The following is a 22,284-nucleotide window of genomic DNA, read 5'->3' on the forward strand; positions in this document are numbered from 1 at the left end:
ATTCAGAAGGAACGACCATGGCTTTTCTGGAAATTGATGGGCTGAAGAAGCGCTTCGGGAATGTTGAGATCCTGAAGGGCATCGATGTCGAGCTCGAAAAGGGCGGCTTCCTGGTGCTGGTCGGTCCGTCCGGCTGCGGCAAGTCCACCCTGCTCAACACCATCGCCGGACTGGAGCAGATCACTGAAGGCGAGATTCGCGTCGACGGCCGCGCCATCAACGATCTGCACCCTTCGAAGCGCGACATCGCCATGGTGTTCCAGAGCTACGCGCTGTACCCCAACATGACGGTGGCCGGGAACATCTCCTTCGGCATGGAAATGCGCGGTGTGCCGGCCGACGAGCGCCAGAAGGCGATCGACAAGGTGGCCAAGGTCCTGCAGATCGGCCATCTCCTGCAGCGCAAGCCTAGCCAGCTTTCGGGCGGCCAGCGCCAGCGCGTCGCCATGGGCCGGGCGCTGGTGCGCGACCCCAAACTCTTCCTGTTCGACGAGCCTTTGTCCAACCTCGACGCCAAGCTGCGCGTCGACATGCGCATCGAGATCAAGCGCCTGCACGCCACGACCGGCACCACCATCGTTTACGTCACCCACGACCAGATCGAGGCGATGACGCTGGCGACCAAGATCGCCGTCATGCGCGACGGCGAGGTGCAGCAGTTCGGCACCCCGGCCGAGATCTACAACAACCCCACCAACCTGTTCGTCGCCGACTTCATGGGCTCGCCGGCCATGAACCTGATCCCGGCGACCATCGCCACATCGGGCAATGCGCTGTCTGTCGTGCTGCAGCGCGAGGCGCGCGAGCCGATCACGCTGCCGATGGCCAATGCGCCGGCGGGTCTCTCGGCATTCCAGGGCAAGCCGATCATTTTCGGCGTGCGGCCGGAAGCGCTGACCGATCCGGAGGGCGCCGAACGCAACGCCTCGAACATCGCCACCGCCGACCTGCATATCGAAGTCGTCGAGCCGGCAGGTTCGGACACCTTCGCCGTCACCAATCTCGGCGGCAAGGGCGTGGTGGCGCGGCTGCGCGCCGACGCCAACATCCAGCCTGGCACCAGCACGCCGCTTGCCTTCAACCTGACCAAGGCGGTGTTCTTCGATCCGGCGACCGAGAACCGCATCCGCTGACGGCCATGGCAAATCCGGACATCGTCATCATCGGCTCCGGCATTGGCGGCGCCACGATCGCCTCCGGCCTGGCCGGCGGCGGCGCCTCGATCCTGATGCTGGAGCGTGGCGAGCCCTTGCCGGCAACCCCGCATGCCCGCGACACCCGCTCGATCTTCGTCGACGGCCACTACCGGCCGAAGGAGATGTGGCGCGAAGCCGGCGGTGCAGCCTTCAATCCCGGCAACTACTACTATGTCGGCGGCAATTCGAAATTCTACGGCGCGGTGCTGATCCGCTACCGCAGGCAAGATTTTTCCGCCATGGAGCATTTCGGCGGCGTCTCGCCCGCCTGGCCGTTTTCCTATGATGCGTTCGAGCCCTGGTATTCCAAGGCGGAGCAGCTGTTTCGCGTGCGCGGCGCGCTGGGCGAGGACCCGACCGAACCGTTCCACTCGATTCCCTACGCCTTCAAGCCGGTGCCCGACGAAGCGCCGATCGCGCGCGCCCGCGCTGAACTGAAGGGCCTCGGCCTGCATCCGGCCTCACTGCCGCTCGGCGTCGACATCGATACCTGGCTGAAGGAAGGCAGAACCGGCTGGGACGCTTTCCCCAACACCGGCCAAGGCAAGATGGACGCCCAGACGGCGCCGCTGGCGGCGGCGCTTAGGGATAGCAACATCCGGCTCGAGACCGGCTGCTACGTCGAGTATCTCGAGGCGGCACCCGATGGCAAAAGCATCGTCGCGATCCACTACCGGCAGAACGGCGAGGCGAAGAAAGTGTCGCCGAAGCTGGTCATCCTCTCCGCCGGCGCGGTCAATTCCGCCGTCATCCTGCTGCGCTCGCCCTCACCCGATGGCAAGGGCCTCGCCAACCGCTCCGACCAGGTCGGCCGCAATTTCATGAACCACAATTCCAGCGCCATGCTGGCCATCGATCCGCGCCGCAGGAACGATGCCGTCTACCAGAAGACGCTGATGCTGAACGACTATTATCTGTCGGACGGCAAGGGCGGCAGACCGCTCGGCAATGTCCAGCTGCTCGGCAAGATCGACGGCAACATGCTCAAGGCCAATGTGAAGACGATGCCGAAATTCGCGCTCGATTACATGGCCGGCCACGCCGTCGACTGGTACCTGATGTGCGAGGACCTGCCCGATCCCGAAAGCCGCATCATGGTCGACGGCAAGGATATCGTCATGCAGTGGCGGCGCTCCAACATGCAGTCGCTCGACGGCCTGACCAAGGTGATGCGCGAAAACTTCCGCGCCTGCGGCTACCCCATCGTGCTGTCACGTCCCTTCGACAAGCGCACGCCATCGCACCAATGCGGCACGGTGAAGATGGGTGACGATCCGGCGACATCGCCGCTCGACCCGTTCTGCCGGTCGTTCGACCACCGGAACCTGTTCGTCGTCGACGGCAGTTTTTTGCCGAACTCGGCTGCGGTGAATCCCGCGCTGTCGATCGCTGCTCAGGCGTTGCGGGTGGCTGACCATATCCGCACGGTGGAGCTTGCCGCATGACCCGCCCCGCGGCCATCGTCACCGGCGGCGCGCGCGGCATTGGGCTGGCCTGCGCCGAGGCTTTAGCCGATGCCGGCTTTGACATCCTGATTGCCGACCTTGCCGAACAGGCGCCTGACGGGCTCGACGCAGACATCTCGGCGCGCGGCGCAAAACTCGCCTATGTCAGTTGTGACGTCGCCAATCTCGGCAGCCACGCCGTGTTGATCGATGCCGCGATGCGCGTCTTCGGCCGCATCGACTGCCTCGTCAACAATGCCGGCGTCGGCGCCGTGGTGCGCGGCGATCTGCTGGAGCTGAAGCCCGAAAATTTCGACCGCACGCTGGGCATCAACCTGCGCGGCACGGTCTTCCTCAGCCAGGCCGTCGCCAAGGCAATGCTGGCCACACCCGGCGGCCACACAAGATCGATCATCACCGTCACCTCGGTCAGCGCCGAGATGGCCTCGCCGGAGCGCTCCGAGTACTGCATCTCGAAGGCCGGGCTTTCCATGTGGGTGAAGAACCTGGCGCTCAGGCTCGCGCCCGAGAACATCGGCGTGTTCGAGTTGCGTCCAGGCATCATCCGCACCGACATGACGGCAGGCGTGACCGCCAAATACGATGCCTTGATCGACAGCGGGCTGGTGCCGGCCAAACGCTGGGGCGAAGCGTCAGACATAGGCGCGGTGGTGGCGACGCTTGCCGCCGGCAGGCTCGGCTTTTCGACCGGCTCGATCATCAATGTCGACGGCGCGCTCTCCGTGCCGCGGCTATAGGTGGAAACGACATGACCGACTACATCATCGTGGGCGCCGGCCCGGCCGGCTGTGTTCTGGCCAACCGGCTGAGCGAGGATCCCTTGAATTCCGTGCTGCTGCTGGAAGCCGGCGGCAAGGACTGGCATCCCTACATCCATATGCCGGCGGGCTTCGCCAAGATGACCAAGGGCATTGCGTCCTGGGGCTGGTCCACCGTGCCGCAGAAAAACATGAAGGACCGCGTCTTCTGGTACACGCAGGCCAAGGTGGTCGGCGGCGGCTCCTCCATCAACGCCCAGATCTACACGCGCGGCAATGCCCGCGACTACGACGCCTGGGAGAAGGAAGAGGGTCTCGCCGGCTGGGGCTATCGCGACGTGCTGCCCTATTTCAAGCGCGCCGAGAACAACCAGCGTTTCGCCAACGATTTTCACGGCGACCAGGGGCCGCTCGGCGTGTCGAACCCGATCTCGCCGCTACCGATCTGCGAAGCCTATTTCCGTGCCGGCCAGGAGATGGGCATCCCCTTCAACCCGGACTTCAACGGCGCCAACCAGGAAGGCGTCGGCTATTACCAGCTCACCCAGAAGGACGCCCGCCGCTCCTCGGCCTCGGTGGCCTATCTCAAGCCGATCCGCCCGCGCAAGAACCTGACGGTCAGGACCGATGTGCTGGTGACCCGCATCGTCGTCGAGAAAGGCCGCGCCGTCGGCGTTGAAGTCGTTGACCGGCCGGGCGGCGAGAAGAATATCCTGCGCGCCGGGCGCGAGGTGATCGTCTCGTCCGGCGCCATCGGCTCGCCGAAGCTGTTGATGCAATCGGGCATCGGTCCGGCCGACCACCTGAAATCGGTGGGCGTCACACCCGTGCATGACCTGCCCGGCGTCGGCTCCAACATGCAGGACCATCTCGATCTGTTCGTCATCGCCGAATGCACCGGCGACCACACCTATGACAACTACGCCAAGCTGCACCGCACGGCCTGGGCCGGCCTGCAATATCTGCTTTTGAAGAAGGGGCCGGTGGCCTCCAGCCTGTTCGAGACCGGAGGCTTCTGGTACGCCGACCCGACCGCCGCCTCGCCGGACATCCAGTTCCATCTCGGCCTGGGCTCAGGCATCGAGGCCGGCGTCGAGAAGCTGAACAATCCGGGCGTCACCTTGAACTCGGCCTTCCTGCGGCCGCGCTCGCGCGGCACGGTGCGGCTGAAGAGCGCCGACCCGGCCGACCACCCGCTGATCGATCCCAACTACTGGTCCGATCCCTACGATCGCGCCATGTCGATCAAGGGGTTGCGGCTGGCGCGCGAAATCATGCGGCAGAAGGCCCTTGCCCCTTACGTGCTGCGCGAAGTGCTGCCCGGCCCGTCGCTGGCGACCGACGACGAACTGTTCGACTACGCCTGCCGCAGCGCAAAGACCGATCACCATCCTGTCGGCACCTGCCGCATGGGCCATGACGAGATGGCCGTCGTGACGCCGGATTTGCGGCTGCGCGGCATTGAGGGCTTGCGCGTCTGCGACGCCTCGGTGATGCCGCGCGTGCCCTCCTCCAACACCAATGCGCCGACCATCATGGTCGGTGAAAAGGGCGCCGACCTGATCCTCGGCCGTGAACCGCTGCCGCCGGCGGTGTTTTCCGGCAACCGGGCTGCTTGAAGGGGATGAAAGAATGATCAGGCACTGTGTGTTCGCCCGGTTTCGCGGCGATGTCCCCGAAAGCGAGCGCGCGGCGATCCATGCCGACCTCGAGGCGCTTCGAAAGGTGATCGACGGCATGGACACCGTCCACTTCAGTGCCAATGTCAGTCCCGAGCCTTTCGCGCGCGGCTTCGGCCATGGCTTCACCATCGATTTCCGCGATGCCGCCGCCCGCGACGCCTATCTCGTCCATGAAGCTCATCAGCGCGCCGGCGCCCGGCTGGTCGCCGCACTCGAGGGCGGCACGGACGGATTGATGGTCTTCGACCTCGACCTTACGAAAAAGTGACCGCCGGTTCTTCGAAAGCCGGCTGATCGCTGTTCTCTTTTGCGAGCGGGGCGACATATCGTTCCTTTGGGGCACCAAAGGAGGACGCCTTGAATCTCACTGCCGGGCAGAAGAAAACCGTTCTGGCCTCATTCCTGGGCTGGACGCTCGACGCTTTTGATTTCTTCCTTCTGACATTCCTGCTCACCGATATTGCGAGTGAATTCCACACCGATGTCCCGGCAGTCTCAAAGGCACTGTTCCTGACCTTGGCGACGCGCTTCATCGGCGCGTTTTTCTTTGGCATGCTCGCCGACAAATATGGGCGCAAGCCCATCCTCATGCTCAACATCGTCAGCTATTCGGTGATCGGCGCGCTTGCCGCCTTCTCGCCCAATCTCGGCATTTTCCTCGCCCTGCGCGCTTTGTTCGGCATAGCCATGGGCGGCGAATGGGGGCTTGGCAGTTCGCTCGCCATGGAATCCATCCCGCCCAGCGCGCGCGGCTTCGTATCGGGCATCCTGCAATGCGGCTATCCCGCAGGCTACCTCCTGGCGGCGGTGGTCTACGGCCTGCTCTACCAGCAGACGATCGGCGGCTACACGATCGGCTGGCGCGCCATGTTCCTGCTCTCCTTCGTGCCGGCGCTGATCGTGCTCTTCATCCGCTCGCACGTGCCGGAATCGCCGGCCTTCGTCGAGGCGCGGAAATCGGTCAGACCGGGGCTCCTGGAAACGCTGCAGAAGCACTGGGGCGTCGCGCTCTACGCGGTCGTGCTGATGATGTTCTTCAATTTCTTCAGCCATGGCACGCAGGACCTCTACCCGACCTTTCTGAAGAAGCAGCATGGCTTCGATCCGCACACGGTGAGCTGGATCACCATCGTCGCCAATATCGGCGCCATCGTCGGCGGCCTGGCCTTCGGCGCGCTGTCGGAGAGGATCGGCCGCGTCAACGCCATCACACTTGCCTGCCTGATCGCCCTGCCGTCGATCCCGCTATGGGCCTACAGCACCACGCCCTTCATGTTGGCCATCGGCGCTTTCGTCATGCAGGTGGCCGTCCAGGGTGCCTGGGGCGTCATCCCGGTTCATCTCAACGAACTGTCGCCGGGTGCGGTCCGCGCGACCTTGCCCGGCTTCATCTATCAGGCCGGCAACCTTGCCGCATCCTATGGCGGACCGTATCAGGCGGGCATAGCGGAGGCGGCCGGAGGCAGCTACGGCTATGCGCTGGCGCTTTTCGCCGGCGTGGTCGCCGTCTGCATCATCGTCGTCATCCGCTTCAGCCCGGAACGACGCGGCCAGGTGATGACAGTCCTGGGTTGAGTGCGGCCTAACCCAGCCGGAGCGCGATAACCCCGGCAACGATGCTGAGCGCGGCAGCGCCGCGCCAGCCCGTCATCTTCTCGCCAAGCGCATAGACCGAGATCAGCATGGCGAACAGGATCGAGGTTTCGCGCAGCGATGCCACCGAGGCGATCGGCGCCTTGGTCATCGCCCACATCACGATCCAGTAGGCCGCGCCGCTGAGCACGCCGGTGAACAGCCCGGCCTTCCAGTCGCGCGCCAGCACGGGCAGGGACTGCGGCCCGCGGAAGATGAGGCACAGCACCAGCGCCCATGTCGCGTCGCAGACGAACAGCCAGGCCGCGTAGCTTTGCGCCGTCGCCGCCAGCCGCGCGCCGCTGCCGTCCGACAGTGTGTAGCTGGCAATGAAGATCGACGTGCCGAGTGCAAAACCGACGGCGCGCAGGTTGAGCTTCTCCAGATGCGCGCCGCCGCGAAACGACATCACCAGCGTGCCGGCCGACAAAAGCAGGATGCCGAGAATGGCAAACGGTGCCGGCACCTCCTGCACCACCACGATGCCACCAAGTGCTGCCAGCAGCGGTGCCGTGCCGCGCGCCAGAGGATAGGTCTGGGCGAAATCGCCGGCCTTGTAGGCGCCGATCAGGAAGGTTCGGTAGCCCATGTGGAAGACCACCGAAGCGAGAATGAATGGCCAGACCTCGGCCTTCGGGAATTCGACGAAAGGCAGCACGAACAGCGCGGCAAACCCCATGCCCAATGTCATCAGGGTGATCGACAGGAAGCGGTCGAGATGCACCTTGACCAGCGCGTTCCAGATCGCGTGCATGGCGGCTGCGGCAAGCACCGCGAAGAAGACGAAAAGCGTCATTCGGGTCTATCGACCTCCCAAGCCGAGCGGCGTTTCGAGATCGATGTCGACTCGGACCGGGAAATGGTCGGACGCCCCTTCGCCTATGTCGGATGCGACCGAGCGGACCCGCCCCGCGAACATCCCGCCGACGAAACAGTGGTCGAGCCGGCGCTTTGCCAGCCTGCCGTCGATGATCTTCTCATGCGTGTGGAAGTCATCAGCGGGTTCGATCGCCACGACGGCGGCATCGACGAAGCCGTCGAGATAGGCAGCACCCTTATGATAGGGCGTGCTGCCGACCATGCGGCGGTATTCGGCGCTGCCCGGCTCCATGTTGAAATCGCCCATCCAGATCGCCGCCAGCGGATTTTCCGGCTCGGCTTCGCCGCTGGTCCAGTTGCGCGAAGGCTCGTCATCGATACCGCTCCACGGCCCGCTGTCTGACGGCGCACGGCGGTGCTCGGCCAGCAGATAGTCGATCTGCTCCAGCCGCTCCTCGGCGGCGATATGGGCGAGATGCAAGGACAGTACCCGCACCGGGCCGACCGGCGTACGGATCATGCATTCGAGCGCCGCGTTGCGTGTGTTGAGCGGCCTGAGCGTCCGGTGCATCGGCAGCACATGCAGGCGCGACCAGACGATCGGCAGTTTCGACAGAACCATGGTGCCGAACTGCCGGCGCCGATTGACCAGGCGACCATCCCGTCGCTCGCTGGCGTCCATGTCGAAGGCCGGGCCGTAGACCCAGTGATAGTCCGGCAGCAGGCGCGACAGCAGCTCCGGCTGGTCGTCGAAATGGCTGCGCTGCCAGTGCCGCTCGACCTCCTGCAAGGCAATGATGTCGGCGCCGTCGACGATGCGCGCCGCGCGCGAAAGATCGTAGCGGCCGTCGCTGCCGAACCCGTACTGGATGTTGTAGCTGACCAGCTTCATTGCTTACCCGGCTCACCTTCGGTGATGGCAGTAGCCGCTCAGTGGATTGCTTGCAATGTGCAGGAGAATGCAAGCGGCTTGTGCCAGAAGCGTCCCCCATGCCCCGCCGCGCGATCATGCACCGATTCCGGACCGCTCCGGTATCCTCCGCCCGCCGGAAAACGCCGCGAGGGCATCCAACCAACGCAAGCGGTTCAGCTCCGTCGAAGAACCGTCCTAATCGGTGGTCAATGGCTGGAATCGGCCCGCTGGCGATGCCGCCAGTTCCGCCCAGTCGATCTCTTCCTCCAGCCGGTGATAGGCTTCGTCGCCGATCGTGCCGTTGCTGCGCAATTCCTCCAGCGTGTCGCGCTGGCGGTTGATGGCGTAGAGGCGCAGCCGGTCGTATTCGGTTGCCGCCTGTGCGTCTTCCGGGTTTTCCGCGATCACGCGCTGAGCCTCGTACTGCTCGCGCACGACAGCCGCCGCGGCCGATGTCTTGCGGCTCAGCACGTCGAGTGCGGCCTGCATGACGGCAACGCGCGCCTGCGCAACCTCATTGTCGACGGTTCTGTCGGGATCGAAGTTGAGTATCCGCAGCAGAGGCTTCAGCGTCATCCCCTGCAGCACCAGCGTGCCCAGAACCACCGCGAAGGCGGCAAGCACGATCGGGTCGCGTCCGGGAAAGCCGGCCGGCAGGGCAATGGCCACCACCAGCGTCACCAGCCCCCGCATGCCGCACCAGCCGACCAGCACGGCGCCGCCAAATGTCGGCAAATCCCGCTTGCTGTCTTCGCCGCCGAGACGGGCAAACCATCGGATGATCGCAACATAACTCGCCACCCAGACGAGGCGCGCCACGATGACGACAACCAGCACCGTCGCGGCAAACAGAAAGGCTTCGCCTTGCCCCTCGCCGGAGAGCCGGCCGACGATCGACCGTGCCTGCAGGCCCATCAGCACGAAAGCCAGCACGTTGAGAACGAACACCGCCGACTCCCAGACCGAATAGGTGCTGACACGACGTCTCGCCGACATGCGGCGCGGCGCCATGCGCGCAATCGTGATGGCGTAGACGACGATGGTGATGATGGCGGAAAGACCGAGCTTGTCGGCCAGTATCCACACGCCGAACGTCCCGGCGAACTGCACCACGGTGCTGCTCGCCGCATCCTCGATACGGGTTAGCGTCAGCAGCGAGAGGCGGCCAAGCAGATAACCGGCTATCAGGCTGCCGATCGTCGACAGCAGGATCACCGGAATGGCGTTGCTCAGCATGATGGAGCCGAGTGCCGCCGAAACCGCCAGACGGTAGATCAAGAGCGCGGTGGCATCGTTGAGCAGGCTTTCGCCTTGCAGGATGGCGGTGATGCGGTGCGGCACCTTGAATTGCCCGAGAACGGCACTCGCCGCCACCGCATCCGGCGGCGCGACGATGGCGCCGAGCGCGATCGCCGCCGCGATCGGCAAGCCGGCCATCTTCCAGCCGACGAAGGCAACCACGACAGTGGTGAAGATGACGGCGCCAAGTGCCAAGAGCAGCAGCGACAGCCGGTAGCGCTTCAGGTCGCGCAGCGACGTGTCATAGGCTGCATCGAGAAGCACCGGCGCGATGAACAGGGCAAGCGCCAGTTCCGGATCGATCTCGATCATCGGTGCGCCAGGCACGAAGGCGATGCCAACCCCGGCCAGTGCCAGCAGCGACGGATAGGGGACCTCCAGCCGCCGCGACAGCGCCGTCAGCGCGACAGCCGTCAAAAGCAGGACAAGGGTGAGTTCAAAAAGAGCCATGGCTCATCGTAGCGGTGAAGAGCGACGGTTGGCAGTACCCCGAGGCAGGATACTGTTGATTGTCGAAGCCTTGGCCTGCCCAGGGATTTAAAAGTGACCAACTGAGGGGCGGTGCCGACGGTTGGTTATGACAGACACCGAACCCACGGCATCGAGGGTTGCGAGCATCGACGATCAAGATGCGTTGTTCGGCGCATCAGAGACCGCCGCGGAATGACGTTCGCTCCGCTAGTGCAAGACCAGCATGTCGCCCGATGAGAACGAAATCTCGGCCTTCTCGCCGACCGCCGGTGGCGGCGTGGCCGAGTTGTTGAATGTGTCGAGCGACACTGTGTTGCCGCCGATGCCGACGCGGACCCGGATCACCGAGCCGAGGAAGTGCACTTCGGATATCTCTCCGGTCAGGCTGGAGTCACGGCCGGGCTGGCGGCCGAGCGAAATCGCCTCGGGCCGCAGCGCCAGCGACAGCGTGTCGCCGGACTTCGAGCCGTTGAGCTTGCCCTTGAGCGAGACTTCCTGCGTGTTGACCTGAACCGTGCCGGCCGCGGCATCGGTGACCTTGCCTTCGAGCACGTTGAGCGTGCCGACGAAATTGGCGACGAATTTGGTCGCCGGCCGGTTGTAGATTTCGAACGGCGTGGCGACCTGCTCGGCCTTGCCGCCATACATGACGGCGATGCGGTCGGAGATCGACAGCGCCTCTTCCTGGTCATGCGTGACGAAGATGGTGGTGATGCCGAGCTTCTTCTGGATCGAACGGATTTCCTCGCGCAGCGACACGCGCACCTTGGCATCCAGCGCCGACAGCGGCTCGTCGAGCAAAAGCAGCTTCGGCTTCGGCGCGATCGCACGCGCCAGCGCGATGCGCTGCTGCTGGCCGCCCGAGAGCTGGTAGGGATAGCGGTCGGCCATCTGCGGCAGCTTGATCATGTCGAGCATCTCGGCGACGCGCTTGTCGGCATCGGCCTTGTTCATGCCGGCAACCTTCAGCCCGAAGGCGATGTTCTGCGCCACGGTCAGGTTGGGAAACAGCGCGTAGGCCTGGAAGACCATGCCGACATTGCGCTGGTTGGGCTTCAGCCGCGTAATGTCCTTGCCGGCGACGACGATCTTGCCGGCCGACGGATCCTCGAAGCCGGCAACCATGCGCAGGACGGTGGTCTTGCCGCAACCGGACGGTCCGAGGAACGAGACGAACTCGCCCGGCTCGACATCGAGGCTGAAGTCCTGGACCACGGTGTTGGAACCGTAGGACTTTCGCACGTGCTGGATGGACAGGAATGGCTCGGCCATGGCTTTTCTCTCAGGTCAATTCGGACGGTTCGACGACTTCGGCGCGAACCGGGACAGTATCTGGATGAGCGACATACAGCCCCAGGTAATGGCGAAGGCGATGATGGCAAGGGCTGCCGGTTCATAGGCGCGGTTCGCGCCGATGTTCTGCAGGTACGGCCCAAAGGCCGGGCGGTTGAGCAGGCTGGCCATGGTGAACTCGCCAATGACGATTGCGAAGGTCAGGAAGGCACCCGACAGCACGGCGATCAGCACATTGGGCAGGATGACGCGGCCGATGATCGTGCCCCAGCCGGCGCCCAGGATCTGCGCTGCTTCCGTCAAGGTCCGCACGTCGATGGTGCGCAGCCCGGTATCGACGGCACGATACATGTAAGGCAGTGCCAGCGTTGCATAGCCGATCACCAGCAAGGCATTGGCGCCCATGTTGCTGCCAAGGAACGGCAGCGGCGAATTCGAGCCGTACATCCTGATATAGCCGAAAACGATGACGATGGCCGGAATGACCAGCGGCAAGAGCGTGATGAATTCGACGATCGGCCTGAGCTGCGGCAGACGCAGCCGGATCCAGTAGGCCGCCGGCACGACGACCAGCACACCAAGGATGATGGTGAAGATCGCGGCGACCACCGAATACAGGAAGGTCGACTGGAAGCGCGCGTCGCCCAGCACGATCTGATAGGCATCGAAGGAATGGACGCCGCGGCGCATGCGCAGCGAGAATTCGACCGTCGCCATCAGCGGAATGAAGAAATACGCCGCACCGACGATGAAGACGACCCAGGCCCAGAATTTTCCCGACTTCATTTCAGCCACCTTTCGGAGCGAGTCCGGAACCAGATGTAGAAGACATTGGCCAGGCCGGTGATGACGATCATGCCGAAGGCGATGGCGTAGCCGAGCTGCGGATTGTGCAACACGTCGCCATTGATCTGCGAGTAGAGCTTGATGGGGACGATGTTGAGCGCCGGGCCGGCAAACGCGTAGGCCGTGGCAATGGCGCCAAAGGCATTGGCGAAGAGAAGAATGACGGTGCCGAGGAAGCTCGGCCATATCACCGGGATGACCACCATGCGCCAATACTGCGCCTGCGTGGCGCCGAGCGTGGCCGCCGCCTCGCCCCATTCCTTCTTCAACCCGTCGATGGCCGGCACGATGATGACCACCATCAGCGGGATCTGGAAGAACAGGTAGACCGCGATCAGGCCCGATGTGGTGAGGAAATTGAAGCCCATTGCGTAGATGTTGATGTTGAGGACATCACGCAGAAGCGTCGTGACGATGCCGACGCGGCCGAGCGTGGCCAGGAAGGCGAAGGCCAGCGGCAGGCCGGCGAAATTCGAGGCGACTCCGGAGAAAGTCAGGGTCGCGGAGCGCGTCCAGCTTGGCAGTCCGCCGCGCACGATGGCGATGGCTATTGCCAGCCCGGCAAACGCGCCGATGATGGCCGACCAGAAACTGATCTTGATCGAAACCCAGTAGGAACTGCTGATCGACGGGTCGCTGACCAGCTGCAGAATGTTGTCGAACGTAAGCTGACCATCACTGTTCTGGAAAGCCCCGATCACGAGATAGATCGTGGGCAGGATCAGGAACATCAGCGCGAAGATGAAGAAGGGCGCCACGCCGATCCATTGCGTCGGCAGGCGAAATGCGGTCGCCTCGTTGGGCGGCGCGGGCTTGGAGGCAATCGTTCGATTTGAAAGCGTAAGATCGGTCATGCGCCGGCTACCGTCTTCGAGGAAAGGCCGGGCGGCCTTGCGACCGCCCGGTGGATTTCAAGTGCTACTTGACGTTGGCGCCGACAACGGCGTCCCAGTTCTTGCTGATGGCTTCCTTGGCCTTGCCCTGCTCGTCGAGCGTCGGGAACGCGGCGGCGGCATAGGATTCCGCCGGCGGCAGCTTGGCCAGCACATCCGCCGGGATCTTGCCGTTCTTGGCGAGATCGTTGAAGCGGATCGGGTGGCAATAGCCCTTCAGCCAGCCGATCTGGCCTTCGTCGGAATAGAGGTATTCCATCCACAGCTTGGCAGCGTTCGGGTGCGGCGCGAAGGCGCTGATCGCCTGCACGTAGACACCGGCGACGACGCCCGTCTTCGGCACGATGACGTCGACGGGCGGGTTGCCCTTCAGCGTGTCGCGGCCAGCAAGCGCGTTGTAGTCCCAGTTGATCAGGATCGGCGTCTGGCCCTGGGCGAGTGTTGCCGGCTTGCCGACGACCGGGACGAAGTTACCGGCGGCGTTGAGCTTCTTGAAGAAGTCGAGGCCAGCCTTGCCGGCGGCTTCACCGGCAGCGGCGCCCGTCGACAGGCCGGAGGCGTACACCGCCTGGATGGCCTGGTTCGAAGCACGCGGATCACCGGCGACGGCTACGGCGTTGGCGAATTCCGGCTTCAGGAGATCGGCCCAGTCCTTCGGCGATTCCTTGATCAGGTCCTTGTTCACCATGAACGACAGAACGCCGTAATAGTCGCCGTACCAGGCGCCATCGGCATCCTTGGCGCTGTCTGGGATCGAGTCCCAGGTCGACACCTTGTAAGGCATCAGCAGGCCGTCGGCCTTGGCGGTCGGGCCGAAGGACAGGCCGACGTCGATGACGTCGGGAGCCTGCGGGCCCTTGTTGTCCTTGTTGGCCTTGATCGCCTCGACCTCGTCGCCGGAGCCGGCATCGGGGTTGAGCTCGTTGATGGTGATTTCCGGATACTTCGCCTTGAAGCCGGCGATGACGTCGCCGTAACCGCACCAGTCATGCGGCAGCGCGATGGTGGTGAGCTGGCCTTCAGCCTTCGCGGCCTTGACGAGATCGTCCAGCGAAGCCGCGGACGAAATCACCGACGACACCATAAGGGTCGCGGCCGAGAGGGAAAGCACCTTCCCCGTGAATTTGAACATGTGTTCTCTCCGTTGAACTGACGCCGTTGGACGCCTGCGATGCGGTATCGTTTTCATGTGACAGCCAGATGAAAGCTTTATGAAACCATTGGCCGGCAGCAGAAAAAGTTAACTCTTTTTAACGGGCTGTAGCAATTAGCCATCACTTATTTTTCCGGCTAATCACTTTCCGCCTTGCATTTCATCCTTTCCCCCTTGGTTAGCCCTGATTTTCCAGATCAATTTTCGGCAATGACGATGCCGTCAGATCGTGCCGGCGATAGCGTTTTCCAGCAGCGTCAGCGCTGCCTTCTTGGTCAGCTTGACCGGGTTGCCGCCAGCCGTCGGATCGACCACCGCCATGTCGGCGATCAGCGCCTTGCGCTTCTTGTCCATGTCGAGCCCCTTGATCAGACCCGGCAGCGCGTGCGGCACCTTCAACTCCTTGCGCAGCTTGATGATCGCCTTGGCGAACCCGTCGAAGCCACCCTTGATGCCGCAATAGGCGGCGAGCCGGGCGATACGCTCCTCGATGGAGTCACGGTTGAAGGCGAGCACATAGGGCATGAACACCGCGTTGGTCATGCCGTGATGGGTGTCGTAGAGCGCGCCGATCGGGTGCGACAGCGAGTGGATGGCACCCAGTCCCTTCTGGAAAGCGGCGGCGCCCATGGCGGCCGCGCTCATCATATGGGCGCGCGCGACCAGGTCCTTGCCGTTGGCATAGGCCTTCGGCAGGTTCTCGAACACCAGCCGGATGCCTTCCACCGCGATGCCGTCGGCCATCGGATGGTAACCCGGCGCGCAATAGGCCTCGAGGCAGTGGGCAAGCGCATCCATGCCGGTGCCGGCGGTGATGAAGGCGGGCATGCCGACCGACAGTTCCGGATCGGCGATGACGATCGCCGGCAGGAGCTTCGGATGGAAGATGACCTTCTTGGTGTGCGTCTCCTCATTGGTGATGACGCCGGCGCGGCCGACTTCCGAGCCGGTGCCGGCCGTGGTCGGCACGGCGATGATCGGCGCGATCGCATCCGAATTGGCGCGCGTCCACCAGTCGCCGACATCCTCGAAATCCCACACCGGCCGCGTCTGGCCGGCCTGGAAGGCGATCAGCTTGCCGAGATCGAGCGCCGAGCCGCCGCCGAAGGCGATGACGCCGTCATGCTTGCCCTTCTTGTACACGGCGATGCCGGCGGTGAGGTTGGAATCGACCGGGTTGGGCTTCACCTCGGAAAACACGCCGTAAGGCACCTTGGCATCGTCGAGGATTTTCAGCGTCGAAGCGACGACCGGCAGTTTCGCCAGGCCCGGATCGGTGACGAAGAGCGGCCGCTTGATACCGGTGGCCGCGAGCACCTCAGGCAGTTCCTGAATGCGCCCGGCGCCGAAGCGGACGGTGGTGGGGTAGTTCCATTTGGAGATGAGCTTGGACATTTTTGTCTTTCGATAAATCAGATGGCTTCGCGCAGGTGGAAGGATTTCGGCCGGGTCAGATTGTCATAGCCGATGGCCGACAGTCCCGCGCCCTTGCCGGTGTCCTTGACGCCGGTCCAGACCAGCGCCGGATCGAGATAGTCGCAGCGGTTCATGAACACCGTGCCGGTTTCGACGCGGTTGCCGATCGCCACCGCGTGTTCGGTATCGCGGGTCCAGATCGAGGCGGTCAACCCATAGGCGCTGTCGTTCATCAGCGCGATCGCCTCCTCGTCATTGCGCACCTTCATGATGCCGACGATCGGGCCAAAGCTTTCCTCGCGCATGACGCTCATCTGGTGGTCGACTTCGGTCAGCACTTCCGGCGCGAGATAGGGCGAACCGGCCTTGTCGTCAGCCACCTTCATGTTGATGTGCGCCTTGGCGCCCTTGCGCAGCGCTTCGGCCTTTTGCTCGCGGATCAGGTCGGCAAAGCGCGCCTGCGCCATCGGCCCCATCGTCGTTGCCTGTTCCAGCGGATTACCGACGACATAGTTCTTCGTCTCGGCGATGAAGCCTTCGACGAATTCGTCATAGACCTTCTCGTGCACATAGACGCGTTCGATGCCGCAACAGCACTGGCCGGAATTGTAGAAGGCACCGTCGACCAGATTGGCAACCGCATGGTCCATCTTGGCGTCGGGCAGCACATAGGCCGGGTCCTTGCCGCCAAGCTCGAGGCCGAGCGTCATGAAAGTGCCTGCCGCCGCCTTTTCGATGGCGCGGCCCCCGCCAACCGAACCGGTAAAGTTCACATGGTCGATCTTGCCGGAACCGAGCAGCTTTTCGGTCTGCGCATGGTTGAGCACGACATTCTGGAACACGCCCTTTGGCAGGCCCGCTTTGTCGAAGGCCTGTTGAAAACGCTCGCCGACGAGCAGCGTCTGCGCCGCGTGCTTGAGGATGACGGCGTTGCCGGCCATCAGCGCCGGCACGATGGTGTTGACGGCGGTCAGGTAAGGATAATTCCACGGCGCGATCACCATGACGACGCCGAGCGCATCCTTCTTCACATAGCGGCGAAACCCATCCTTCGGGTTTGAGGCCGGCACGGATTTCAGCGCCTGTTCGGCGATCTCGACCATGTAATTGGTACGTTCCTTGACGCCGCCGAACTCGCCGCCATAGCGCACCGGCCGTCCCATCTGCCAGGCGATCTCCGGCACGATCTCGTCGGTCATCGCCACCAGCGCTTCGAGCATCGCCAGCATGTACTTGCCGCGCTCGACGATCGGTACCTGCGCCCACTTCTCCTGCGCCGCCTTGGCGCGCTCGACCGCGGCATTGACCGCCTGGTCCGTTGCCACGGGCCGCTCGGCGTAGATCGAGCCATCGATGGGGGATTTCAACTTGACCGTTTCGGTCATTCCTTCAGTCCTCGCACTTCATGAAATCTTGGTTTTGACGCCGCCCGCCATCCTGCGATGGCCAGGGGGCGGCGCCGACACTGCTTAGTACCGCTCAAACCCCCTGTGCAGTTCCCAATCCGTAATGCGGCGGTCGTATTCGAACTGCTCCCATTTGGCGGTGTGGACATAATGCTCGAGCACGTCCTCGCCGAGCGCCTGTTTCAGCATCTTCGACTTGGCCAGCGTCTCGGTGGCGTCGCGCAGCGTCTTCGGAATCTCAGGCAGACGAGACGCCTGGTAGGCATCGCCGACGAACGGCTTTTGCAGTTCGAGCTTCTCGTCGATGCCTGCGAGCCCGGCGGCGATCAGCGCCGCGAAGGCGAGATAGGGGTTGAGGTCGGCGCCGCCGATGCGGCATTCCATGCGGATGCCCTTGGTGCCCTCGCCGCACAGGCGGAAGCCGGCGGTGCGGTTGTCCTCGCTCCACATGATCTTGGTCGGCGCGAAGGTGCCGGCCTGGAAGCGCTTGTAGGAATTGATGTAGGGCGCCAGGAACCAGGTGAACTCCTTGGCGTATTTCAACTGCCCCGCCGCCCATTGCTGGCCGAGCGTCGACAGCGTCCAGTCCGCCTTCTTGTCGAAGAACAATGGCGTCTTGCCGTCGGCGCTCCACAGCGAATTGTGGATGTGGCTGGAGTTGCCGGCGAGCCCGTAATTGTATTTGGACATGAAGGAGATCGCCTTGCCTTCGGACTCGGCGATTTCCTTGGCGCCGTTCTTCAGGATGACGTGGCGGTCGGCCATGTCGAGCGCCTCGGCATAGCGCACATTGATCTCTTCCTGGCCCGGGCCCCATTCGCCCTTGGAATTCTCGATCGGGATGCCGGCGGCTTCCATCTCGTTGCGAAGCCGGCGCATGACGCCTTCTTCCTTGGTAGTGATGCCGATCTGGTAGTCGCCGATATAGGGCGAGGCGGTATCTAGGCCCTGCCAGTGCTTCTTGCGGGCGGAATCATAGGTCTCGTTGAACAGGTAGAATTCGAGTTCGGAAGCGAAATAGCCGATATAGCCGCGCTCGGAGAGCCGCTTGACCTGCTTCTTCAGGATGGCGCGCGGCGAATGCGGCAGGTCGTCATGGGTGTGGTGATCGAGCACGTCGCAGACCACAAGTGCTGTCTTTTCGAGCCACGGAATGCGCCGCAGCGTGGCCAGGTCCGGCTTCATGACGAAATCGCCATAGCCCTTGGACCAGCTCGCCGCTTTGTAGCCGGGCACCGGCTCCATATCGATGTCGGCGGCCAGCAGATAGTTGCAGCCATGCGTTTCGTCATGCGCGGAATCGACGAAGTACTGCGCCAGGAACCGCTTTCCCGCCAGCCGCCCCTGCATGTCGACGACGCAGGCCAGCACCGTGTCGATCTCACCGCTGGAGACCGCCTTCTTCAACTGATCGAACGAGAAATTTCCGGCCATTCCTGTGGCACTCCAGCGCTTGGTCATTGAAAGGGATAAATGAAACCATGGCCGGCACGTGCCGGCCATGGCCTTGATGGGAGATGTCAGTGGCCGGTTTCGCCGACCGCCTGTTCCGCTGCCTTGATCGCTGCCTGGCGTGCCGCGATGATGTCGCCGAGCGGCGGGCCCTGGAAGCGGTTGCGCTCGAAGCCGAACCAGACGATCGCCGTCAGGATGAAGAAGCCGACGGTGATGTAGAGCGCCCAGTCGTTCGGCGGCTGGATACCGATGACGAAGATCAGGATCATCGACACGATCGACAGGAAGGCAAACAGCATGAACACGCCGCGCCCCATGTTCCACGGCCCCATCTTGTCCCACTTCGGCGTGCCCCAGGCCAGCATGCCGAGCACGATCGGCACGGTGAAGGAAAGGAACAGGAAGATGACGGTGCAGGACACCACGATGGTGTAGGCCGAGGTACCGGCGACCGAAACCAGCGTCGAGCCCCAGACGAACAGCACCGACAGGATCGACGCCGTCCAGATCGCCGCCACCGGCGTGCGATAGGTCGGGCTGACCTTGGCGAGTGCCGCCGAGCCGGGCAGGCCGCCGTCACGCGAGAAGGCGAAGATCATGCGCGATGCCGACGTCACCGTGGCCAGACCGCACAGCAACTGCGACACGAACACGACGAGATAGACGAATTCCTTGACGCCGGGGCTGACGCGCTGGTCGAAAGCCCAGAAGAACACGTTCCAGCCCTGCTTGGCGGCGTCGTCCATGTTCGGGATCATCAGCACGAAAGCGACCAGGAACAGATAGCCGAAGAGCGCCGACCAGACGACCGACATCACCATGGCGCGCGGCACGGAAGACGCCGCCTTGATGGTTTCTTCGGACGTGTGTGCCGAAGCGTCGTAGCCGGTGATCGTATAGATCGGCAGCAACAGGCCAAGTGCGAACACCCAGGCATTCGAAACCGACGGCCAGACACCGCCGCCTGCGTCACCCGAGTAGTTGTGGAACGTGAACAGGCGGCTAAAATCCCAATGTTCGGCCGAAATCAGGCAGACCACCGCGATCAGGATCGCGCCGAAGAAGATCAAATAACCCGAGAAGTCGGTCAGCTTTGCCGTCAGCTTGATGCCGAGATGATTGATCAGCGCCTGCAGGCCGGTGACCACGACCAGGAAGATCATCTGGTTGGTCAGCGTGCCCTCGATGCCGAGTGCCGGCCCGAAGGCGCCGACGAAGAACGTCCAAGTGCCGACGTTGATGGCGCCGAGCACGGTGATCAGGCCGAGCAGGTTGAGCCAGGCCGTCACCCAGCCGGTGCCGCGGTTGCCGAGGATCGAACCCCAGTGATAGAGGCCGCCGGCCGTCGGATAGGCCGAGCTGATCTGCGACATGGCAACAGCGAAGGTCAGTGACACGAAGCAGCCGACCAGCCAGCCGATGCCGATGCCGATGCCGCCCGCGCCCGACGTGCCTTGCGCCAGCGAATTGATGCCGCCCGACAGGATGCAGATGATCGAGAAGGAAACCGCGAAATTCGAAAAGCGGCTGAGACGCCGCTCCAGTTCCTGGGCATAGCCCATGCTGTGGAGGTGCTTTACGTCCTCCGCCTTGTCAACGTCTGTATAACCCGGTGCTGCCATTGGAAGTCCCCTGTTTGTTTCTCAGCTGGCCGATTGGACTGACTTTCTGACTGAATGCGATCTGGGCCGCGTGGCCTCCTCTGGTTCCAGATCCGAAAAAATGCCTGTGAGCAGATCCGCCCATTTCCGCTGCCCGGTCTCACCGGAGATTTCATCGTTGCGGATTTCGATCATCGCGCAGGGCAACCCGCGCGAGCGCGCATGCCGCTCCAGCGTGAAATAGACGCGATCGGCCGGCGAATAGGGTTCGTTGACACCGACGGTGATGCCGGCAAGTCGCTTGAGCGCCGATATCAGCGGCGACGCCAGCCGGCGATCCTCGTCATGGATGATGCCGATATGCCAGGGCCGGTCGTGACCCTTGTAGACCGGCGTGAAAGAATGCACGGACACCAGCCGGGTCTCCTGGCCGCGCGCCAGCCGTTCCTCGACGATGCGTTCGATGGTGCCGTGAAACGGCTGCCATGACAGGGCGATCCGTTCCGCGCGCTGCTTTTCCGACAGGCCGGCATTGCCCGGTATGGATGTCGTCTCGCTGATCGGCGGCACGAGGTCCGGCGCGTCGAGCGGCCGGTTGCAGTCGATGACGAGGCGCGAAATGCGGGTTTCGACCAGCGTCGCATCGAGCGCTTGCGCCATGCGCGTTGCCACCGGCAGCGCGCCTGGATCCCAGGCGATGTGGCGGGACAGGTCTTCGGCGGCAAGGCCGAGCGTGCCGAATTCGGCGGGCAGGAAATTGGAGGCGTGGTCGCAGGTCAGCACGAAAGGGCTCGATCCGCCCGGGTTCGTCACCCTCACGGTATCGGACGATGCAAGGCTGGCGGGCCGTGCTTTCTCCATAGTCTGCCGTCCCCGGGGAGCGCTGTATCGTATGTTACGTATTTTGCCTCATTGCGTCCCTATGGATGATTTCATACAGTTTACCCGGCTTTGTCAAATGCGATCTCATGGGCCAAGCCAAGGGGTGGGGGAAAAGATGATTTCCAGCATTGCCGAACTGATCGCCGACCGCATCGGCACGATGCCGGCCGGCGAGCGGCGAGCGGCGCAGACGCTGATCGCCAGCTATCCGATGATCGGCCTGAAGACGGTCGCCGAATTCTCGACCGCGGCCGGCGTCTCCTCGCCAACGATCCTGCGCTTCGTGGCCCGGCTCGGCTTCCAGAACTATCCGGAGTTCCAGTCGAGCCTGCAGGACGAATTGGCGGCGCAGCTGCAGTCTCCGGCCATACGAACGCTCAACCCGCCCTCGCCCGGCGGCGGCACGGTCTCGCCAATGCTGGAAGCGACGCTCGACAATATGCGCGAGACCTTCCGCCACCTCTCCGACAAGCAGCTGACGGACATCGCGGCACGGCTTGCCGACCGGCGTGGCAAGACATTCCTCATCGGCGGCCGCTTCACCGATCCGCTGGCGCGCTACATGGCCGCCCACCTTGCCGTCATCCAGCCCGATGTCTTTCACCTCGCCGGCCAGGAGAGCATGTGGCGCGACCGGCTGATCGACATGGGCAAGCGCGACGTACTGGTGATCTTCGACATCCGGCGCTACCAGGACAGCCTCGTCCGTTTCGCCGAGAAGGCGCATCAGCGCGGCGTCCAGATCGTGCTGTTCACCGACCAGTGGCTTTCGCCGATCGCCCGGTTTGCCCGCCATGTCATCGCCGGACGAACCGCGGTGCCGTCCGCGTGGGATTCCTCGGCCGCGCTCTTCGTCGTCGTCGAAACGCTGATCGGCGCCGTCACCAGACAGCTCGAGGCCGACGGCGCCCGGCGCATCCGTGAAATGGAAGGCCTGCGCTAGCAAGGTCACCAGCCAATCGCATCCGCGCTAGGCGGGCATCTCGAATTCACGTTACCGAGATTTAATGTGCACGATTGCGTGATAATTGCCATAAACCGGTGATACCGGGATGTGGCGTGGCCGGTTTTCGCCGCCAGCCCGTATCGTCGCTGCATCCGCT

Annotated in this window: 19 protein-coding genes; 7 read left to right on the top strand and 12 right to left on the bottom strand. The window is 63.5% G+C overall.

The window, feature by feature from the left end; genetic code table 11:
• Positions 1-17 precede the first annotated feature (17 nt).
• The 6 genes from ACVILI_RS30515 (at position 18) to ACVILI_RS30540 (ending at position 6,677) form a co-directional block, all read left to right on the top strand.
• Entirely contained in the window at positions 18-1,133 is a 1,116-nt protein-coding gene (locus ACVILI_RS30515; protein WP_019861075.1) for an ABC transporter ATP-binding protein, read from the top strand.
• 5 nt (positions 1,134-1,138) lie between these two features.
• Positions 1,139-2,641 carry an FAD-dependent oxidoreductase gene (locus tag ACVILI_RS30520; protein ID WP_038649466.1) on the top strand — a complete coding sequence of 501 codons (1,503 nt, stop codon included), beginning with the start codon at positions 1,139-1,141 and terminating at the stop codon, positions 2,639-2,641.
• The gene (locus ACVILI_RS30525; protein ID WP_038649468.1) at positions 2,638-3,399 is read left to right on the top strand and encodes a 3-ketoacyl-ACP reductase; all 762 of its coding nucleotides are present in this window, start codon (positions 2,638-2,640) and stop codon (positions 3,397-3,399) included. The genes ACVILI_RS30520 and ACVILI_RS30525 overlap by 4 nt, the downstream gene beginning before the upstream one ends.
• Before the next feature lie 11 nt (positions 3,400-3,410).
• Positions 3,411-5,039, top strand: coding sequence for a GMC family oxidoreductase (locus ACVILI_RS30530; RefSeq protein ID WP_038649470.1), 1,629 nt, complete (start codon positions 3,411-3,413; stop codon positions 5,037-5,039).
• A 13-nt stretch (positions 5,040-5,052) separates the two neighbouring features.
• Complete coding sequence (locus ACVILI_RS30535) at positions 5,053-5,370, top strand: Dabb family protein (RefSeq protein WP_038649472.1); 318 nt, start codon at positions 5,053-5,055, stop codon at positions 5,368-5,370.
• Between the two features lie 89 nt (positions 5,371-5,459).
• A complete protein-coding gene (locus tag ACVILI_RS30540; protein ID WP_240564534.1) occupies positions 5,460-6,677 on the top strand; it encodes an MFS transporter in 1,218 nt (405 codons plus the stop codon).
• Between the two features lie 7 nt (positions 6,678-6,684).
• Here the strand turns inward: ACVILI_RS30540 and ACVILI_RS30545 are convergent, their stop codons facing one another.
• The 12 genes from ACVILI_RS30545 to ACVILI_RS30600 all read right to left on the bottom strand — a co-directional run bounded on the left by ACVILI_RS30545 (position 6,685) and on the right by ACVILI_RS30600 (position 21,160).
• Complete coding sequence (locus tag ACVILI_RS30545; RefSeq protein ID WP_019861084.1) at positions 6,685-7,530, bottom strand: EamA family transporter; 846 nt, start codon at positions 7,528-7,530, stop codon at positions 6,685-6,687.
• Positions 7,531-7,536: 6 nt separating this feature from the next.
• Positions 7,537-8,445: an endonuclease/exonuclease/phosphatase family protein gene (locus ACVILI_RS30550; RefSeq protein ID WP_038649479.1), complete on the bottom strand. Its 909-nt coding sequence runs from the start codon at positions 8,443-8,445 to the stop codon at positions 7,537-7,539.
• A 216-nt stretch (positions 8,446-8,661) separates the two neighbouring features.
• Positions 8,662-10,215: a cation:proton antiporter gene (locus ACVILI_RS30555; protein ID WP_019861086.1), complete on the bottom strand. Its 1,554-nt coding sequence runs from the start codon at positions 10,213-10,215 to the stop codon at positions 8,662-8,664.
• Positions 10,216-10,443: 228 nt separating this feature from the next.
• Positions 10,444-11,508 (bottom strand): ABC transporter ATP-binding protein, encoded by a 1,065-nt coding sequence (locus ACVILI_RS30560; RefSeq protein WP_019861088.1) that lies wholly within the window; start codon positions 11,506-11,508, stop codon positions 10,444-10,446.
• A gap of 15 nt (positions 11,509-11,523) precedes the next feature.
• The gene (locus tag ACVILI_RS30565) at positions 11,524-12,315 is read right to left on the bottom strand and encodes an ABC transporter permease (RefSeq protein WP_038649481.1); all 792 of its coding nucleotides are present in this window, start codon (positions 12,313-12,315) and stop codon (positions 11,524-11,526) included.
• A complete protein-coding gene (locus ACVILI_RS30570) occupies positions 12,312-13,229 on the bottom strand; it encodes an ABC transporter permease (protein ID WP_019861091.1) in 918 nt (305 codons plus the stop codon). The genes ACVILI_RS30565 and ACVILI_RS30570 overlap by 4 nt, the downstream gene beginning before the upstream one ends.
• A 64-nt stretch (positions 13,230-13,293) precedes the next feature.
• Positions 13,294-14,400, bottom strand: coding sequence for an ABC transporter substrate-binding protein (locus ACVILI_RS30575; RefSeq protein WP_019861092.1), 1,107 nt, complete (start codon positions 14,398-14,400; stop codon positions 13,294-13,296).
• Between the two features lie 243 nt (positions 14,401-14,643).
• Complete coding sequence (locus tag ACVILI_RS30580) at positions 14,644-15,816, bottom strand: iron-containing alcohol dehydrogenase (protein WP_019861093.1); 1,173 nt, start codon at positions 15,814-15,816, stop codon at positions 14,644-14,646.
• A gap of 17 nt (positions 15,817-15,833) precedes the next feature.
• Positions 15,834-17,222 carry an aldehyde dehydrogenase family protein gene (locus ACVILI_RS30585; protein WP_038649483.1) on the bottom strand — a complete coding sequence of 463 codons (1,389 nt, stop codon included), beginning with the start codon at positions 17,220-17,222 and terminating at the stop codon, positions 15,834-15,836.
• 84 nt (positions 17,223-17,306) lie between these two features.
• Positions 17,307-18,677, bottom strand: a complete 1,371-nt coding sequence (locus tag ACVILI_RS30590; RefSeq protein WP_038649486.1) for a glutamine synthetase family protein — start codon at positions 18,675-18,677, stop codon at positions 17,307-17,309.
• 86 nt (positions 18,678-18,763) lie between these two features.
• Entirely contained in the window at positions 18,764-20,320 is a 1,557-nt protein-coding gene (locus ACVILI_RS30595; protein WP_019861096.1) for an amino acid permease, read from the bottom strand.
• A gap of 21 nt (positions 20,321-20,341) precedes the next feature.
• Positions 20,342-21,160 (bottom strand): N-formylglutamate amidohydrolase, encoded by an 819-nt coding sequence (locus ACVILI_RS30600; protein WP_038649489.1) that lies wholly within the window; start codon positions 21,158-21,160, stop codon positions 20,342-20,344.
• 136 nt (positions 21,161-21,296) lie between these two features.
• Here ACVILI_RS30600 and ACVILI_RS30605 point away from each other — a divergent pair, with 136 nt between their 5' ends.
• Positions 21,297-22,124 carry a MurR/RpiR family transcriptional regulator gene (locus tag ACVILI_RS30605; RefSeq protein ID WP_020629035.1) on the top strand — a complete coding sequence of 276 codons (828 nt, stop codon included), beginning with the start codon at positions 21,297-21,299 and terminating at the stop codon, positions 22,122-22,124.
• Positions 22,125-22,284: the final 160 nt, after the last annotated feature.

Source organism: Mesorhizobium sp. USDA 4775 (assembly GCF_054062655.1).

Coding starts and splice junctions, on each gene's coding strand:
- ACVILI_RS30560 (WP_019861088.1), bottom strand. CDS start 11,508: ATGGCCGAGCCATTCCTGTCCATCCAGCACGTGCGAAAGTCCTACGGT.
- ACVILI_RS30600 (WP_038649489.1), bottom strand. CDS start 21,160: ATGGAGAAAGCACGGCCCGCCAGCCTTGCATCGTCCGATACCGTGAGG.
- ACVILI_RS30605 (WP_020629035.1), top strand. CDS start 21,297: ATGATTTCCAGCATTGCCGAACTGATCGCCGACCGCATCGGCACGATG.
- ACVILI_RS30520 (WP_038649466.1), top strand. CDS start 1,139: ATGGCAAATCCGGACATCGTCATCATCGGCTCCGGCATTGGCGGCGCC.
- ACVILI_RS30585 (WP_038649483.1), bottom strand. CDS start 17,222: ATGACCGAAACGGTCAAGTTGAAATCCCCCATCGATGGCTCGATCTAC.
- ACVILI_RS30580 (WP_019861093.1), bottom strand. CDS start 15,816: ATGTCCAAGCTCATCTCCAAATGGAACTACCCCACCACCGTCCGCTTC.
- ACVILI_RS30530 (WP_038649470.1), top strand. CDS start 3,411: ATGACCGACTACATCATCGTGGGCGCCGGCCCGGCCGGCTGTGTTCTG.
- ACVILI_RS30570 (WP_019861091.1), bottom strand. CDS start 13,229: ATGACCGATCTTACGCTTTCAAATCGAACGATTGCCTCCAAGCCCGCG.
- ACVILI_RS30575 (WP_019861092.1), bottom strand. CDS start 14,400: ATGTTCAAATTCACGGGGAAGGTGCTTTCCCTCTCGGCCGCGACCCTT.
- ACVILI_RS30515 (WP_019861075.1), top strand. CDS start 18: ATGGCTTTTCTGGAAATTGATGGGCTGAAGAAGCGCTTCGGGAATGTT.
- ACVILI_RS30550 (WP_038649479.1), bottom strand. CDS start 8,445: ATGAAGCTGGTCAGCTACAACATCCAGTACGGGTTCGGCAGCGACGGC.
- ACVILI_RS30545 (WP_019861084.1), bottom strand. CDS start 7,530: ATGACGCTTTTCGTCTTCTTCGCGGTGCTTGCCGCAGCCGCCATGCAC.
- ACVILI_RS30525 (WP_038649468.1), top strand. CDS start 2,638: ATGACCCGCCCCGCGGCCATCGTCACCGGCGGCGCGCGCGGCATTGGG.
- ACVILI_RS30535 (WP_038649472.1), top strand. CDS start 5,053: ATGATCAGGCACTGTGTGTTCGCCCGGTTTCGCGGCGATGTCCCCGAA.
- ACVILI_RS30595 (WP_019861096.1), bottom strand. CDS start 20,320: ATGGCAGCACCGGGTTATACAGACGTTGACAAGGCGGAGGACGTAAAG.
- ACVILI_RS30565 (WP_038649481.1), bottom strand. CDS start 12,315: ATGAAGTCGGGAAAATTCTGGGCCTGGGTCGTCTTCATCGTCGGTGCG.
- ACVILI_RS30590 (WP_038649486.1), bottom strand. CDS start 18,677: ATGGCCGGAAATTTCTCGTTCGATCAGTTGAAGAAGGCGGTCTCCAGC.
- ACVILI_RS30555 (WP_019861086.1), bottom strand. CDS start 10,215: ATGGCTCTTTTTGAACTCACCCTTGTCCTGCTTTTGACGGCTGTCGCG.